This is a genomic window from Arthrobacter sp. EpRS71, from assembly GCF_001512285.1.
In the GTDB taxonomy this organism is placed as follows: Bacteria; Actinomycetota; Actinomycetes; order Actinomycetales; family Micrococcaceae; genus Arthrobacter.
Genome location: NZ_LNUV01000003.1, coordinates 337,657 through 351,715, shown reverse-complemented (window position 1 = coordinate 351,715; position 14,059 = coordinate 337,657). Strand labels below are relative to the sequence as shown.

Below are 14,059 nucleotides of genomic sequence, written 5' to 3'. Positions count from 1 at the left end.
GGGGCCATAAGTGACCCCGCGTTGCTTTTACTCAGACGACCCGCACGCCCGCCCGCCACACCGAATGCGTCAGCGGGATCCCGGGACGGTAGGCAAGGTGCGTGGCCGATGGCGCCCTCAACATGTGCAGGTCCGCGCGATGCCCAACCGCGAGCGAACCCACCGCCCGTTCGCCGTCGACGTCGTTCCCCGACTCCCTGCCCAACGCCAAAGCGCCGCCGTACGTCGCCGCGCGGACGGCCTCATGGACGCTCAAGTGCATCTGGAGGACAGCCGTGGTGACGCAGAACGCCATGGAGCTGGTGTAGGAAGTACCGGGGTTGCAGTTGGCGGCCAGCGCGATCTGCACGCCGGCATCGATCAGTTCACGGCCAGGCGCCAAAGGCTGGCGGGTGGACAGGTCGCAAGCCGGAAGGCAGGTAGCCACGGTGCCTTTAGCGCCAGCCCCCGTTGCAGGATCCCAGCCGGCCCACGTTTCCGCGAGCGCTGCGACGTCCTTGTCCGAAAGGTAGTTGACGTGGTCCACGCTCGCCGCACCGAACTCCACGGCCAACGCAACGCCCGGCCCCTCACCGAGCTGGTTGCCGTGCACCCTCAAACCAAGTCCGGCGTCGCGGGCCGCCGTCAGCACGCGGCGCGACTGATCCTCGGTGAAGGCCCCGCGCTCGCAGAAAACATCTGCCCAACGGACGTGCGGCAAAACGGCGACGAGCATGGGTCCACAGACCAGGTCCGTGTACTCCTCAGCGTCCGCCCCGGCGGGGACCAGGTGCGCACCAAGGTAGGTGACCTCGTCCACTTCCGCCGCAGCGATGCGGGCACTGCGGGCCTCGTTCTCCACGTCCAGGCCGTAGCCGGTCTTGCTCTCCAAATAGGTGGTCCCCTGCGAGACCGCCTCGGCCACGCGGTCCCGCACCAAGCGCGTGAGCTCGTCGTCGCTGACGCTGCGCGTGGCATTAGTGGTCACGGCGATCCCACCGGCACTGTAGCTCTCACCAGCCATGCGGGCCTCAAACTCGGCCGTGCGGTCACCTGCGAACACAAGGTGCGAGTGCGAATCCACCCAGCCAGGCAACACTGCCCGGCCCTCGGCGTCGATCTTTACGTCAGCAGACGGGGCGTCAGCGCTGGACCCCATCCACGCGATGCGCTCGCCGTCCAACACGATGGCCGCGTCCCTGAGGACCCGGTGCTCCAGGTCCTGTGTCATCAGTTCGCCGATGTTGGTGATGAGTGTGCTGGGCCCGCTCGTGTTTCCGCTCATGACCCTATTGTTCAGCGCCGGATGGACCAACGAACGGCTGCCAGCTGCTCCGCTGTCCGGGATTCCGGACTGTCGCTTCTTACTTCGTCGAGGATCAGCGCGGCTGCCAGCTCCGCGATGGCTGACGACGTCTGGAAACCGTAGCCACCCTGTCCTGCCAGCCAGAAGAAGCCGGGCGCTTCGGCGTCGAACCCCACCACCGGGATTCCGTCAGCAGCTTCGGTCCGGAGGCCGGTCCACGCACGGTCCACGGAGCGGATGCCCAGGGCGGTTACAGTGTTGAGATTGCTGATCAAGGCCTCCACGTCCCCCGGATAGGGCTTGGCATCCTCGGCGCCGCTGGGCACGGTTTCCGACGGTGAGATCAGGACCTGATGGCCCTCGGCACGGAAATAGAACGAGTCGTCGGCTGCACACACCATAGGTGTTTCCGGCGTCAACCGGTTCTCCACGTTCACGATCGCGGCGGTCCGCCGGTACGGCTGAAGCCCCAGCTTCTCCACGCCACTGATGACGGCCAGCTCATCTGCCCAGGCACCCGCCGCATTAACCACGACGCCGGACTGGAAACCTTCGGTGCCCGCGCCCAGCTGCCAGCCACTCCCCAACCGCTGGGCAGAGTGCACTTTGGCTCCGGTGATGATGTCCACCCCTGCGGCTTCTGCAGTCCGCCGGTGTTCCTCCAGCAGCAAAGGGGCGTTGCAGCCGAAGGAGCCGTTGTCCAACCCTGCGGCTGTGAAGGAATCAGGGACAAGGGCAGGGCAGAGCCGCATCGCTTCGTCGTGAGTGATGGAGTGCATGTTGCCACTGGCCTCGGCGCGCACGGTCTCCTCGTCACCCACCAGCATGAACCCGCGGGGCGTCAGGATCGGCTCCGCTGCTTGGGCATCCCTTTCCGCCAGCATCTCCAGCGTCCGAACAGTCAGGTCCTGAACCACCGCCGGACCATAGCTGGGGATCAGCTGCCGGGCCGAACGTGAGGACGTGTGGAACGCCAAGGACTGCTCTGCCTCAACCAAGGCAACAGTGCACTTGCCTGCCAGTGCCGCCGCCAACGAGAGTCCCCCGATGCCGCCGCCAACGATTACCACGTCATAATTCGAAGCCATGGCTCCATCCTGTCAGACCGGATGCTCTCTCACATCCCAAGCCCTTCAGGCCGTCCCTCTCTCACGTCCCAGCCCTTAACCCCGAACGCTCTATCACATGCCACAAGGACGTGATAGAGCGTCCGGCCCAAACACGCGGGACGTGATAGAGCGTTCTAGGCGACCGCGGCGCGACTCTTGACGAACGCCTGAACGCAGGCTTCGACGTCGTCCGCGCTGTGCGCAGCGGAGAGCTGCACGCGGATCCGGGCCACGCCCTTCGGCACCACCGGGAAGCTGAAGGCCGTGACAAAGACGCCGTTGTTCAGCATCTCGTCAGCCACCTTGGCAGCGACCACCGCGTCACCGAACATCACGGGGATGATGGCATGTTCGCCGTCGAGGAGTTCGAAACCTTCTTCGCTCATGCGGCGGCGGAACAGAGCCGCGTTCTCGAACAGGCGCGTGCGGAGTTCGCCGGATTCCTGCACCAGCTCAATCGCCTTGATGGTGGCGGCAACGATGGCCGGGGCGAGGGAGTTGGAGAAAAGGTACGGGCGGGCCTTCTGGCGGAGCATTGCCACGATCTCACCACGGCCGGAAACATAACCGCCCGAGGCGCCGCCGAGGGCCTTGCCGAAGGTGCCGGTGTAGATGTCCACGCGATCGGACACACCAGCGTGCTCGGGGGTGCCGGCGCCGGTGGGGCCCATGAAGCCGACGGCATGGGAGTCGTCCACCATGACCAAGGCGTCGTGCTTTTCGGCGAGGTCGCAGATCGCTTCGAGGGGCGCGAGGAAGCCATCCATGGAGAAGACACCATCGGTGACGATGATCTTCCGGCGGGAACCCTCAGCCTCCACCAGCTTGGCCTCAAGGTCTGCCATGTCCTGGTTGGCGTAGCGGAAGCGTTTGGCCTTGCTCAGGCGGATGCCATCAATGATGGATGCGTGGTTGAGCGAGTCGGAGATGATGGCGTCTTCGGGGCCGAAGAGGGACTCGAACACGCCGCCGTTGGCGTCGAAGCAGCTGGAGAAGAGGATGGTGTCCTCGGTTCCCAGGAATGCGGAGACGCGGGTCTCGAGCTCCAGGTGGAGGTCCTGGGTGCCGCAGATGAAGCGCACGGACGCCATGCCGAAGCCGCGCTCGTCCATGGCGGACTTGGCGGCGGCAATGATGTCCGGGTGGTCGGCCAGGCCAAGGTAGTTATTGGCACAGAAGTTCAGGACCTTGTTGGCCGGCTGGCCGAGCTGACCCGCGGCGATGTGGCTTGCCTGCGGGGAATCGATGTGGCGTTCGGTCTTGAAGAGGCCGGCGCTGCGGATCTCGTCCAGTTCGCCCTGCAGCTGGTCTTTGATGGCTGAATACATGGGTGCTCCTAAAGTCTTGTTGGGTCCGGGTGCCGTGGGTCGCGTTACAGTTCGGTCCAGTCGCTGTTCGGTCCAGTTACAGTTCGGTCCAGTCGAGGACCACTTTGCCGCCGGTGCCGTTGCGGGCGATCTCGAAGCCCTTTTCCCAGTCCTTTGCGGATAGCTTGTCCGTGACCACGGCAGAGATGCTGCGGTGCAGCACGGGATTGGAGGACAGCATGGCGCTCATGGCGTACCAGGTCTCGAACATTTCGCGGCCGTAGATGCCCTTGAGGGTGAGCATGTGGGTGACCACCTTGCCCCAGTCGATGTCGATGGACTGGCTGGGAAGGCCCAGCATGGCGATGCGGCCGCCGTGGTTCATGTTGTCGATCATCTCAGGCAGTGCCGTGGGGTGTCCCGACATTTCCAGACCGATGTCGAAACCTTCGCGCATGCCCAGTTCCTGCTGTGCATCACGGACCCGCATTTTGGAGACGTCCACGGCGAGGTCCACGCCCATCTGGCGGGCCAGTTCCAGGCGCGGAGCTGAGACGTCCGTGATGGCGATCTTTCGCGCACCTGCGTGGCGGGCGACGGCGATGGCCATCAGGCCAATGGGACCGGCGCCGGTGATGAGCACGTCCTCGCCAACCAGCGGGAAGCTGAGGGCAGTGTGGACGGCGTTGCCGAAGGGATCGAAGATGGCGCCGAGCTCCGGGGTGACGGATTCATCCTGGTGGACCCAGACGTTGGTTTCCGGGATGACCACGTATTCGGCGAACGCACCATCGCGCTGCACGCCAACGGACACCGTGTGGATGCACATCTGGCGGCGACCGGCACGGCAGTTGCGGCAGATTCCGCACACTACGTGGCCTTCGCCGGAGACCCTGTCCCCTACCTTGACATCCCGGACATCCTCGCCGATTTCCACTACTTCGCCATAGAACTCGTGGCCGGCGATCAGTGGCGTTTCGATGATGCCCTGCGCCCAGGCGTCCCAGCTTTGAATGTGGAGGTCGGTGCCGCAGATACCGGTGGTCATCACACGGATCTTGACGTCGCCGGAGCCTGCTTCGGGCTCGGGACGTTCGACGAGTTCGAACCCTGCGTGGGGTCCGGATTTGTAGAGAGCCTTCATGGGATTCCTCACTGCCGGGGCTGCTTCGCTGCTGCTGAGTCCATTAGAGCGTCGCCGACGATTTAGCACAACTAGATTCTTCTCAATCCACGATTTAGGATTTGCTAATGGAAATTCATCAGTTGCAGATGCTTCGCGAGCTGGGGGACCTGGGAAGTGTCAAGGCAGTCGCTGAGACGCTGATGGTGACTCCCTCCGCAGTTTCACAACAGCTGGCCCTGCTCCAGAAGTCCGTGGACGTGCCGTTGACGCGCAAAGAGGGCCGGGCCCTGGTGCTCACCGACGCGGGCCGTGTCCTCGCCGAGGCGGGTGCCGCCGTCGTGAATGCCATGGCAGATGCGCGCGCCGCAATCGGCGCCTATCACGACGCTCCCGACGCGCCGGTGAGCGTGAGCGCTTTCCACAGTGCGGGACAGGCGCTGTTTGCGCCGTTGGCAGCGCATTTGGCGTCCGGGACAGCGTCCGACGGCGGCAAGTCACCGCGCTTGCGACTCTCCGATGAAGATGTGGCCCAGGAGGATTTCCCGGGGCTGGCTGCCCGTTACGACTTGGTTCTGGCGCACCGGATGGACAACAGCCCACAGTGGCCCGAAGACAAAGTGGCCGTGATTCCACTCGCGGATGAGCCCTTGGATATCGCTCTCCCCGCGAACCACCCTTTGGCGGCCCGACGCGAACTGAAACCGTCCGACGTCGTGGATGAACCCTGGGTGACCAGCCGCGATGGCTACTCGCCCGCGGACGTCCTGGCCGCCGTCGTTGCCGTGAGCGGGCGCCCGGCCGAAGTTCTGCACCGCATCAACGATTACTCGACCGTCGCCGCGCTGGTCTCGGCCGGTGGCGCGATCGGGCTGCTGCCTCGCTTCACCGCGCGCCGGGTGTTGGATGCCGGGGTGGTGCTGCGTCCACTGTCAGGGGTGAACTCAGTGCGCAAGATCGACATCCTTGCCCGGCCCGAGACACTCAAACGGAAATCGGTCATGACGGTTTGCGAGTCACTTCAAACCGTCATGACCGAGCTTTCCTCACCCACCTGACCCGCAAACAGTCAGTCGCGGACCAAGGCGGGCTGGCCGGCGTCGAAGTACTCCACCAGCTCGGCAGGGAGCTCCGGCACCTCGCGTGCAGAGCCATCGCCGCGTAAGGATTCCGCCGCCAGGATGCCCGCCACCACAGCTTGGCGCGCGGCAATGGGGCTGGTCTGGGTCCGGCCACCCTCCGACGCGAAGCGAAGGAACTCCTCGATCAAGCGCGGATCGGCGCCGCCATGGCCGCCTTCGCCGTCCTGGATGGCGATGACCTCATCCGGTGCCGCGTAGCCGGAGGACCGGCTGGTCCACACGTTGATGGTCTCCCCCGGCCCGTCACCGAGGTTCTCAAGGCGGCCCTTGGTCCCGATGACGGTGTAGTTGCGCCAGTAGTCCGGCGTGAAGTGGCACTGCTGGTAAGAGGCGAGCACACCGTTATCCAGCACCATGTTCATCATGGAGATGTCCTCCACATCAATCACCTCCGCCAGGTCCTTTTGCTCCGTGGGCGGCCAGTTATCCATGGAGAACCAGTCCCCCATGCGCTTGCCCGCGTTGTTGCTCCGGTTTGCGACGTCGCCGTAGACAGCAAGATCGCCGACGGCGGCAACCCGTTTGGTGTAACCACCGGCAAGCCAGTGGATCACGTCGATGTCGTGGGCACCTTTCTGGAGCAGGAGCGAGGTAACGTTGGCACGCTGGGCGTGCCAATCCTTGAAGTAGTAGTCGCCGCCGTGGCCCACGAAGTGTCGGCACCAGACTGCCTTGACCTCGCCGATCCTGCCGTCCTCGATGAGTTGGCGCATCTGTACTACAACCGGCATGTGCCGCATGTTGTGGCCAACGTACAGGCGTGTTCCGCTTTCGTAGGCCGTCGTCAGAATCCGGTCCGCGGCCTCAATGGTGATGTCCAAGGGCTTCTCACAGAAGGTGGGGATGCCCGCCTTGAGCGTTCGAACGGCGACGGCGGCGTGCTGGTTATCGGGGGTCAGGACCAGGACTGCGTCGATCCCACTGCTCAACAGTTCCTCAAGGTCCCCGGTGACGCGAGCGGACGGGATGCGTTCAGCGGCGTCCGCCCGTCCACGTTCACTCAGGTCACAGACAATGGTGACCTCCGAGCCTTGGCCCGGCTTGTGGGCGTGCTTCCACAGCCCCGACCGCAGGCCGAAACCTACGATGCCGACCTTCAAATCCTTTTCCATGGTGTGCAATATCCTTCTGCTGTTCTTAGTAAAGTCTGGTTGCGGCGCTGCGGTGCGGCGCCGATTCGCGCACGAACAAGTGCCAGGGGAAATCAAGGACGCCAGGGTCCTTTGCCGCGTCCGGGCTGGACTGCGCGGTTGCCCGCCGGAGGAGCAGCCGCGCAAGTTTGTCGAAGAAGTCCACGGGACCAACAGTGCTGAGCGAGGGAGACATCCGCTCGCCCTCCACCGTGTTGCCCACACCGATGATGTCCACGTCCTTACCCACAGCAAGGCCCAGGCGCTGGGCGGCGTTGATGGCGCTGACCGCTGCGTAATCCGTAGTGGCGTAGAGGGCGGTGGGACGCTCCGGCATGCTGAGCAACCGTGTTGCCGCGGCGTACGCCCCCGCGCTGGTGCCATCGAACAAGCCCACGTAGTCCTCACGTTCCGGGATGCCGGCGTCTGCGAGGGCTTCGGAGTACGCCCTGTACCTGGTGCCGCCGGATGTTCCGGCCACCGTTGCCGGAGTCAAGCACGCAATCCTGCGATGGCCGTGGAGCAGGTGCTCCACGGCCATCCGGCAGCCAGGTCCGGCAATGGAACGGATGACGTCGAAGCCTTCCGCTTCCAGCACCTCGTCAAAAACCACCAGGCTGGTTCCGTGCTCGGCAAGCTTCCGCAGCGCGTCCCGCTGCTCTTCACGGACGGCATCAACAAACACAGCGTCCGCATTGTGTGCGCCAAGCACCTTCACCCAGTCGGCGTCGCCCAGGATCATCGGCGTGATCCCCCGCGGAACCGCGGCCTTCTGCACCGACTCGATGACGGACAGGGACCAGGGATCGGACAGCATGGTCAGCGAGAGGATCACCGTGTTGGTACGGCCCGTACGGATGGCCCGGGCCGCCTGATTGGGGCGGTAGCCGAGCCGCTCCGCAGCGGCCTTGACCTTTTCCGCCGTCGGATCCGATACCCCCGGACCGCCATCGCCGCGGCGGCCTGATAATACATAGGAAACCGTGGCCGTGGAGACGCCCGCCAGTTCGGCCACCATGCGAATGGTTGGCCTGACCCCGGTGCTGCTCGCTTTTGCCATGGTTCCCCCTGCTGGTGCTTGCTTTGTACGTTTGCGTTGCGTGGTTGTTGGTTTGAGGCTAGCTCCTGAATACCGGCACGTTGGGGTCCAACGCGGCCTGGTACTCGTCGCGCATCTTGTCGCCGCCTTCGCTCTTCCAGCGTTTGACGGCGTCCTTGAGTTCGTCGATCTTGGCGCGCCCGGTAATAATGTCCACCACCTTGTCGCGCAGCTGCTTGGTGATCTTGGCGCCCACCTTTGCGTTGGTGTCCGAGTAGGAACCATTGGTGGGGTTGCGCCATGCGAACTCGAGCAGTTTTTCTTCCTGCTGGCTGACGTAGCGGGTGTCGTCGTCGAAGCCCGGATTGAAGATCACGTTTTCCGGGCTGGACATGATGTTCAAGGCTGAGACGAGGCCGGGAGCGTTGGTTGTCCCCGTGTCGGTGCGTGCCGGGTTGCCGGAGCCGTCAATGGTGTAGTCCTGGCCGAGTTCACCGAAGTTCTTCTGCAGGTATTCCACGGTGCCGAACGGGGCTGACAGGTAGTTGATGAGCGCGAGCAGTTCGCGGATCTTGCCCTCTTCGGCCTTCTTGAACGGCGTGAAACCGACTGTTCCGTAGCCCATGTCGTAGACGGGTTTGACCTTGCCGTCTGCGCTGAACGGAACGAGGATGTCGAACTGGGCGGTTTTGTTCAGGCTGCGGTAACTCCGGATGTCATGGGGCCCGGAGACAACCTGGGCTCCCACACTGCCGTTGGCCACGCGCGAGCGGATGTCCGTGGCCTTGGAGTCCGGGTAGAAAACTCCGGCCGCGAACATCTTGGCGGTGAACTCCACGCCGGCCAGGTACTCATCGGTTTCGTAGAGGTGGGTGAGGGTGCGGTCCTTGTTGACGGCCCAGCTGTTCGGGGCGCCAAACCATTCCGTGACCATGTGGAGGGCGTTGATGTAGGCCGGTTCAAGCGCGTACTGCTGATCGCCGGGCCGGGTCAGCTCCTTGGCTTTGTCCAGGAATTCGTCAGCGCTGGATGCTTCGAAGCCACCAACCTTGGCCCACATATCGTGGTTTCCGAGATACACCTGCCCGAACGGGGTACTGGGGATGGGAGCACCCCAGATCTTTCCGTTGACGACGGCGGTCTTCCAGGAATCGGGCTTCAGCGCAGCCAGGTTGGGGTACTCAAGGACAGCGTCGCCGGAGAGGTACGGCGTCAGGTCCTGGAACTTGGCCTCAAGCATGGGCCCGACGTTGGGAATGCCCTGGTTCGGCGGAACCCACATCATGTCCGGAAGATCGTTGCTGGCAAGGACAGTGGCGAATTTGGCCGGGTAGCCGTCTCCGATGTCTTCTGCGATCTGCAGTTCCAGGTCGCCGCCGAGCTTGGCGTTGAGCCGCTGCCAGAAGGGGTTGTCCTTCAGGCCCGGGCTCATGGTGTCGAAGGTTTCGGTCAGGCCGGTCACTTTGCCCTTAAGCGGCGGCGTCTTCACGGACTGCACAGCGGTGGGCAGTTTGAAGTATCCGGCCTGGAGGCCCTTGGCGTTACCCGCGATGTCCGGGGTGACGCCGGTGAATTCCTTGTACGTGGGCAGTTTGACCGAAGCGGAGGCAGCGGCGCCTCCGTTGCTTGCGGCTCCGCCACCACCGCAGGCGGACAAGCCGGCGGCGGTCACGGCCAGGCCTGCGAGGCCAAGGAAACCGCGGCGGCTGAATCCAGCCTGTGAGGTAGTGCTCGTCATGGCATAACCCTTTCTGGTTACTTGCTTCATGGTGTGGTTTTTAGTGCTTGTCAGGTGCCGCGGGTGTGGTCAGCCCTTCACGGCGCCGGTGATGACGCCCTTGGCAAAGTGCTTTTGGAGGAACGGGTAGACCATCAGGATGGGGACCAGCGCTACAACCACCACTGCCATCTGGATGGACTGCGGCGGCGGTGTGGTGGTGATACCCAGCTGGTCCGCTGCCCCACTGCCTTGGACCACGAAGTTGCGGAGAAGCAACTGGATGGGCCACTTGCTGTGATCGTTGATGTAGAGCAGGGCGTTGAAGAACGAGTTCCAGAAACCCACGGCGTAGAAGAGCCCGACGACGGCGATCACGGCTTTGGACAACGGCATCACGATGCGCCACAGGATTTGCCAGTCGTTGGCGCCGTCGATTCTGGCACTTTCGATCAGTTCGCCCGGGATGTTCATGAAGAACGATCGCATCACCACAAAGTTGAAGGCTCCGAAGATCCCGGGAAGGATCAGCGACCACAGGGAGTCCAGCAGACCGAGTTGGCGGATCATGAGGAAGGACGGAATCAGGCCCGGTGCAAACAGGAGCGTGAACAGGACTGCGAGGATCACCGGCCGGCCAAACAGGACCGTGCGGCTGGTGGCGTAGGCCATGGTGATGGTGACGAACAACGCCAGGATGGTGCCCACTGCGGTGACCAGCATGCTGACCCCCAGGGACTGCAGAACCATGGGGCCCTTGAAGATGGTGACGTAGGCCTCCAAGGTGGGTCGCTCCGGCCAGAGGACGAAGCCACCGGCTTTGACCAGCTGTTCGGTATCAGCGAGGGACGTCGAAACCACTAGAAGGATGGGCGTGAGGATGGACAGGCTGAAAACGATCAGGACCACCGCTTTGACCGTTTGATACAGGGCGGAAGGCTTTTCCTTCCACACCGGGCGCTTTGGGTTGTAGCTAAGTTCCCGGGGTTTCTTGGTGAAAAGTGTTGTTGCCATGGGGTTCTCCTTGTGCGGCAGGCGCGCGGGTCAGCGTGGCTTTCAGCGCACTTGTTTTGCGAAGATTCCGTCTTCGCCGAAGCGGTGGGCAAGTTTGTTGGCGCCGTAGATCAACAAGGCACTGACCACGCCCTTGGCCAGGCCTGCTGCCGCGCCTGAGCTCCAGCCGCCTCCCACTACGCCGGTGTAGTAGGTGAAGGTGTCCAGGACTTCCGCAGCTCCGGCTCCAACGGCGTCGCGCTGCAGGATGAACTGCTCAAAGCCCACTGAGAGGATGTCGCCGATCCGCAGGATCAGGAGCAGGACGATCACGGGACGCAGCCCGGGGAGGGTGATGTGCCACATTCTGCGCCAGCGCCCGGCTCCATCGGCCGCGGCGGCTTCATAGAGAGAGGCATCGATGCTGGCAAGGGCGGCCAGGAAGATGATCATGGCCCAACCGGCGTCCTTCCAGATCATCTGGACCACCACCATGACCGGGAATGTTTCCGGGTTGGTCATGAAGGGAATGGGGTCCATCCCCCAGTCGCGGAGAAGGTTGTTGACGAATCCTGCGCCACCAAGCATCTGCTGGAAGAAGGCGATCACCAAGACCCAGGACAGGAAGTGCGGCAGGTAGGCAATGCTCTGGAAAATCCGCCGGACTCGGGTGCTGATGAGTGAATCCACAATCAGCGCCAGCACCAGTGGCACCGGGAAGAGGAACACCAGCTGCCAGGCCGCCAGATAGAGCGTGTTCCAGAAAGCGTGAATGAAGTCCGGATTTCCGAACAAGTCCACAAAGTTCTGCCAGCCAACCCACAAGCTGTCTCCGATGCCGAGGTAGGGCTGGTAGTCCTGGAACGCGATGACGTTGCCAAGGATGGGGATGTAGAAGAAGAGCAACAGGAAAGCCACACCGGGCAGCATCATGAGCAGCATCTGCTTGTCCCGTCGCAGCCGGGATCGGAAACTCTGCTGCGGGACCTTGTTTCTCTTCCGCTTCTTCGGACCGGATCCGGCGGCGTTTCCACCTGGCGGTCCCGGGACTCGGCGAGCCTCGGGCAATGCCGGAGCCTGTTCCGTCGTCGAGTTCATGCTGTCTCCTCAAGTGCTGAGCCTGAGCCATAATGTGATTCAGGCCACGCTCGTTAACCGTTTAACAAACCATAAGTGACAGGGATCTCTTTTTGCAAGATCATGATCGAAACTCATCAAAGAAATCACTTTTCATCACTATCGCTGTGTAGGCGGGGTTGGGAGTGCGACTCAGGGTCCCTCGCCAGAGCCCACGCACCCTTTCCCGCCGATCGCCCCATAGGAACCGGCGCGCGAGGCGGAAACGGGTGCGACGCCCGAGCACACGTGGCGCGCGAGGCGGAAACAGGTGCGACCCCCACGCACATGTGGCGCGCGAGGCGGAAAGAGTTGCGCCGCGCGAATACAAGGTGTCTTTAACGGGCAACGGTCCGCCGATAAAGGACAAGCCGATAAAGTACAAGCGGTTGGAACTTTGACAGAAGGTTGACATGGCAGATTGCTGTAGCCCGGGCGCCGACTCCAGGGCCCACGAGGAGCCGCGGCTGATGATCCCCCTACGCGGGGTGGGCGGACATCGTCAGGCGAGTGCCGCCGTCGAACTTTCCGCGAGGGCCGAGTCTTCCCGGACGAACCAGGAAGCAGACATCGAACGCGGCGATGTCGCGATTCCCTCCGGAACCTTTGCCATGGGTGATCCCTTCGACGAGGGCTACGAGGGGGATGGCGAGTCACCAGTGCACGAGGTGCGGGTCAGCGGCTTCAGGATCAGCGCCACCACCGTGACGAATCAGCAGTTTGCGGAGTTCGTTGATGCCACCGGGCACCGGACCGAGTCGGAAATTTACGGAACATCAGCGGTGTTCCATCTGGCGGTCAAGGCGGAAAAGAACCAGATCCTCAACCGGGTCAACAGCGTCCCGTGGTGGCTAAACGTCAGTGGAGCGGATTGGGCGCACCCGGCCGGGCCCCTCTCCCACTGGACGGACATACCGGATCATCCGGTCACCCATGTGTCGTACAACGACGCTTTGGCGTACTGCGCCTGGGCTGGCCGCCGGTTGCCCACGGAAGCCGAGTGGGAATACGCCGCCCGCGGCGGGTTGTCCGAGCAGCGCTACCCCTGGGGCAACCACCTGCACAACGACCAGCCAGGCGCCGCCGCCCACAACTGCAACATTTGGCAAGGCGAATTCCCTTCCCGCAACACAGTGGACGACGGCTACCTCACCACAGCACCGGCCATGTCCTTTCGCCCCAATGGCTACGGGCTGTACCAAACCAGCGGGAACGTCTGGGAATGGTGCAGCGACTGGTTCCTGCCCAAGTACTACAAGACATGCCTGACCCAAGGCACCGTTGAGGACCCCCAAGGCCCCACCATCGGACGCGGGCGGGTCATGCGGGGCGGCTCATACCTTTGCCACGACTCCTACTGCAACCGATACCGAGTGGCAGCCCGCAGCTCCAACACGCCGGACTCAGCCAGCGGAAACCTGGGCTTCAGGACAGTGGCGCTCTAGGTATTAATGAGGGCCGGTGTACTACTGAGGGCCGTGCCCGCGCTTATGCCCGTGGCCCTTGACGCCGGCCGGCAGTTCCCCGGACACCACCTTCGTGGCCGTCACGGTGTCGCCGTTCTTGGTGCCATTGACCCGCACTGTGTCACCGGCCTTGAGATCAGCAGTCGTCGCTGACGGCAATGACGGCTTGCCTTTGCCGTTCCGGAGCTCCGACAGGTTGACAGGGACTTTCGCGATGCTGGTCTCTGCATTGATCGCGTAGCGCTGGGTAAAGCCGTCTTCGCTTTTCACGGTCATCTCGGTTTCGCTGACGGACTCAAGGATTCCGGTCTGTGTGAGAACAGTCCGGTAGCTTCCGTCCTGCTGCTTCACAACATGCTCACCATGGATGGCCTGCCCACGGCCGTCGGCAGGCTTTGCTTTGGCGGACGCCGACGGGCCGGGCGATGCGGAAGCGCTCGACGGCGAAGGGCTGGGTTGGGTGCCCGCCCATACAGCGGCGGCACCGCCACCGGTCAGTGCGACGGCGATCGCAGCGGCCAGAAGGCCCTGACGAAGGCTTGGTTTAAGAGTGGCCATGCATCCATTGTGCGCCCACAGCAAAGTAGGCCGCAGTAATAACTGCGACCTACTTTGAGGGGAAAGAAACTGGC

General features: G+C 63.3%; 12 protein-coding genes. 2 read left to right on the top strand and 10 right to left on the bottom strand.

Going from position 1 to position 14,059, the window contains the following annotated elements; genetic code table 11:
- Window positions 1-31: 31 nt before the first annotated feature.
- The 4 genes from hutI to tdh form a co-directional block, all read right to left on the bottom strand.
- On the bottom strand, window positions 32-1,264 hold the full coding sequence (hutI, locus tag AR689_RS04390; protein WP_062067337.1) for an imidazolonepropionase: 1,233 nt from the start codon (window positions 1,262-1,264) through the stop codon (window positions 32-34).
- Window positions 1,265-1,275: 11 nt separating this feature from the next.
- Window positions 1,276-2,373: an NAD(P)/FAD-dependent oxidoreductase gene (locus AR689_RS04385; protein ID WP_062067336.1), complete on the bottom strand. Its 1,098-nt coding sequence runs from the start codon at window positions 2,371-2,373 to the stop codon at window positions 1,276-1,278.
- A 155-nt stretch (window positions 2,374-2,528) separates the two neighbouring features.
- Window positions 2,529-3,722: a glycine C-acetyltransferase gene (locus tag AR689_RS04380; protein WP_062067335.1), complete on the bottom strand. Its 1,194-nt coding sequence runs from the start codon at window positions 3,720-3,722 to the stop codon at window positions 2,529-2,531.
- Window positions 3,723-3,798: 76 nt separating this feature from the next.
- Window positions 3,799-4,845 (bottom strand): L-threonine 3-dehydrogenase, encoded by a 1,047-nt coding sequence (gene tdh, locus AR689_RS04375; RefSeq protein ID WP_062067333.1) that lies wholly within the window; start codon window positions 4,843-4,845, stop codon window positions 3,799-3,801.
- Between the two features lie 107 nt (window positions 4,846-4,952).
- On the opposite strand from tdh, the gene AR689_RS04370 reads away from it, so the two are divergent.
- A complete protein-coding gene (locus AR689_RS04370) occupies window positions 4,953-5,882 on the top strand; it encodes a LysR family transcriptional regulator (protein WP_062067330.1) in 930 nt (309 codons plus the stop codon).
- A gap of 11 nt (window positions 5,883-5,893) precedes the next feature.
- Here the strand turns inward: AR689_RS04370 and AR689_RS04365 are convergent, their stop codons facing one another.
- The 5 genes from AR689_RS04365 to AR689_RS04345 all read right to left on the bottom strand — a co-directional run bounded on the left by AR689_RS04365 (window position 5,894) and on the right by AR689_RS04345 (window position 11,943).
- Window positions 5,894-7,087 carry a Gfo/Idh/MocA family protein gene (locus AR689_RS04365; RefSeq protein WP_082697794.1) on the bottom strand — a complete coding sequence of 398 codons (1,194 nt, stop codon included), beginning with the start codon at window positions 7,085-7,087 and terminating at the stop codon, window positions 5,894-5,896.
- A 16-nt stretch (window positions 7,088-7,103) separates the two neighbouring features.
- Window positions 7,104-8,156 (bottom strand): LacI family DNA-binding transcriptional regulator, encoded by a 1,053-nt coding sequence (locus tag AR689_RS04360; RefSeq protein WP_062067324.1) that lies wholly within the window; start codon window positions 8,154-8,156, stop codon window positions 7,104-7,106.
- A gap of 58 nt (window positions 8,157-8,214) precedes the next feature.
- Window positions 8,215-9,873: a type 2 periplasmic-binding domain-containing protein gene (locus AR689_RS04355; RefSeq protein ID WP_062067321.1), complete on the bottom strand. Its 1,659-nt coding sequence runs from the start codon at window positions 9,871-9,873 to the stop codon at window positions 8,215-8,217.
- Window positions 9,874-9,942: 69 nt separating this feature from the next.
- Window positions 9,943-10,866, bottom strand: a complete 924-nt coding sequence (locus AR689_RS04350) for a carbohydrate ABC transporter permease (protein ID WP_062067318.1) — start codon at window positions 10,864-10,866, stop codon at window positions 9,943-9,945.
- A gap of 42 nt (window positions 10,867-10,908) precedes the next feature.
- Window positions 10,909-11,943: an ABC transporter permease gene (locus AR689_RS04345; RefSeq protein WP_062067315.1), complete on the bottom strand. Its 1,035-nt coding sequence runs from the start codon at window positions 11,941-11,943 to the stop codon at window positions 10,909-10,911.
- Between the two features lie 488 nt (window positions 11,944-12,431).
- Between AR689_RS04345 and AR689_RS04340 the strand changes: the two genes are divergently transcribed.
- Window positions 12,432-13,406 carry a formylglycine-generating enzyme family protein gene (locus AR689_RS04340; RefSeq protein WP_197412805.1) on the top strand — a complete coding sequence of 325 codons (975 nt, stop codon included), beginning with the start codon at window positions 12,432-12,434 and terminating at the stop codon, window positions 13,404-13,406.
- A 21-nt stretch (window positions 13,407-13,427) separates the two neighbouring features.
- Here AR689_RS04340 and AR689_RS04335 read toward each other — a convergent pair whose 3' ends face one another.
- Complete coding sequence (locus AR689_RS04335) at window positions 13,428-13,985, bottom strand: hypothetical protein (protein WP_062067309.1); 558 nt, start codon at window positions 13,983-13,985, stop codon at window positions 13,428-13,430.
- Between the last annotated feature and the right edge of the window lie 74 nt (window positions 13,986-14,059).

Coding starts and splice junctions, on each gene's coding strand:
- hutI (WP_062067337.1), bottom strand. CDS start 1,264: ATGAGCGGAAACACGAGCGGGCCCAGCACACTCATCACCAACATCGGC.
- AR689_RS04385 (WP_062067336.1), bottom strand. CDS start 2,373: ATGGCTTCGAATTATGACGTGGTAATCGTTGGCGGCGGCATCGGGGGA.
- AR689_RS04380 (WP_062067335.1), bottom strand. CDS start 3,722: ATGTATTCAGCCATCAAAGACCAGCTGCAGGGCGAACTGGACGAGATC.
- tdh (WP_062067333.1), bottom strand. CDS start 4,845: ATGAAGGCTCTCTACAAATCCGGACCCCACGCAGGGTTCGAACTCGTC.
- AR689_RS04370 (WP_062067330.1), top strand. CDS start 4,953: ATGGAAATTCATCAGTTGCAGATGCTTCGCGAGCTGGGGGACCTGGGA.
- AR689_RS04360 (WP_062067324.1), bottom strand. CDS start 8,156: ATGGCAAAAGCGAGCAGCACCGGGGTCAGGCCAACCATTCGCATGGTG.
- AR689_RS04355 (WP_062067321.1), bottom strand. CDS start 9,873: ATGACGAGCACTACCTCACAGGCTGGATTCAGCCGCCGCGGTTTCCTT.
- AR689_RS04350 (WP_062067318.1), bottom strand. CDS start 10,866: ATGGCAACAACACTTTTCACCAAGAAACCCCGGGAACTTAGCTACAAC.
- AR689_RS04345 (WP_062067315.1), bottom strand. CDS start 11,943: ATGAACTCGACGACGGAACAGGCTCCGGCATTGCCCGAGGCTCGCCGA.
- AR689_RS04340 (WP_197412805.1), top strand. CDS start 12,432: ATGATCCCCCTACGCGGGGTGGGCGGACATCGTCAGGCGAGTGCCGCC.
- AR689_RS04335 (WP_062067309.1), bottom strand. CDS start 13,985: ATGGCCACTCTTAAACCAAGCCTTCGTCAGGGCCTTCTGGCCGCTGCG.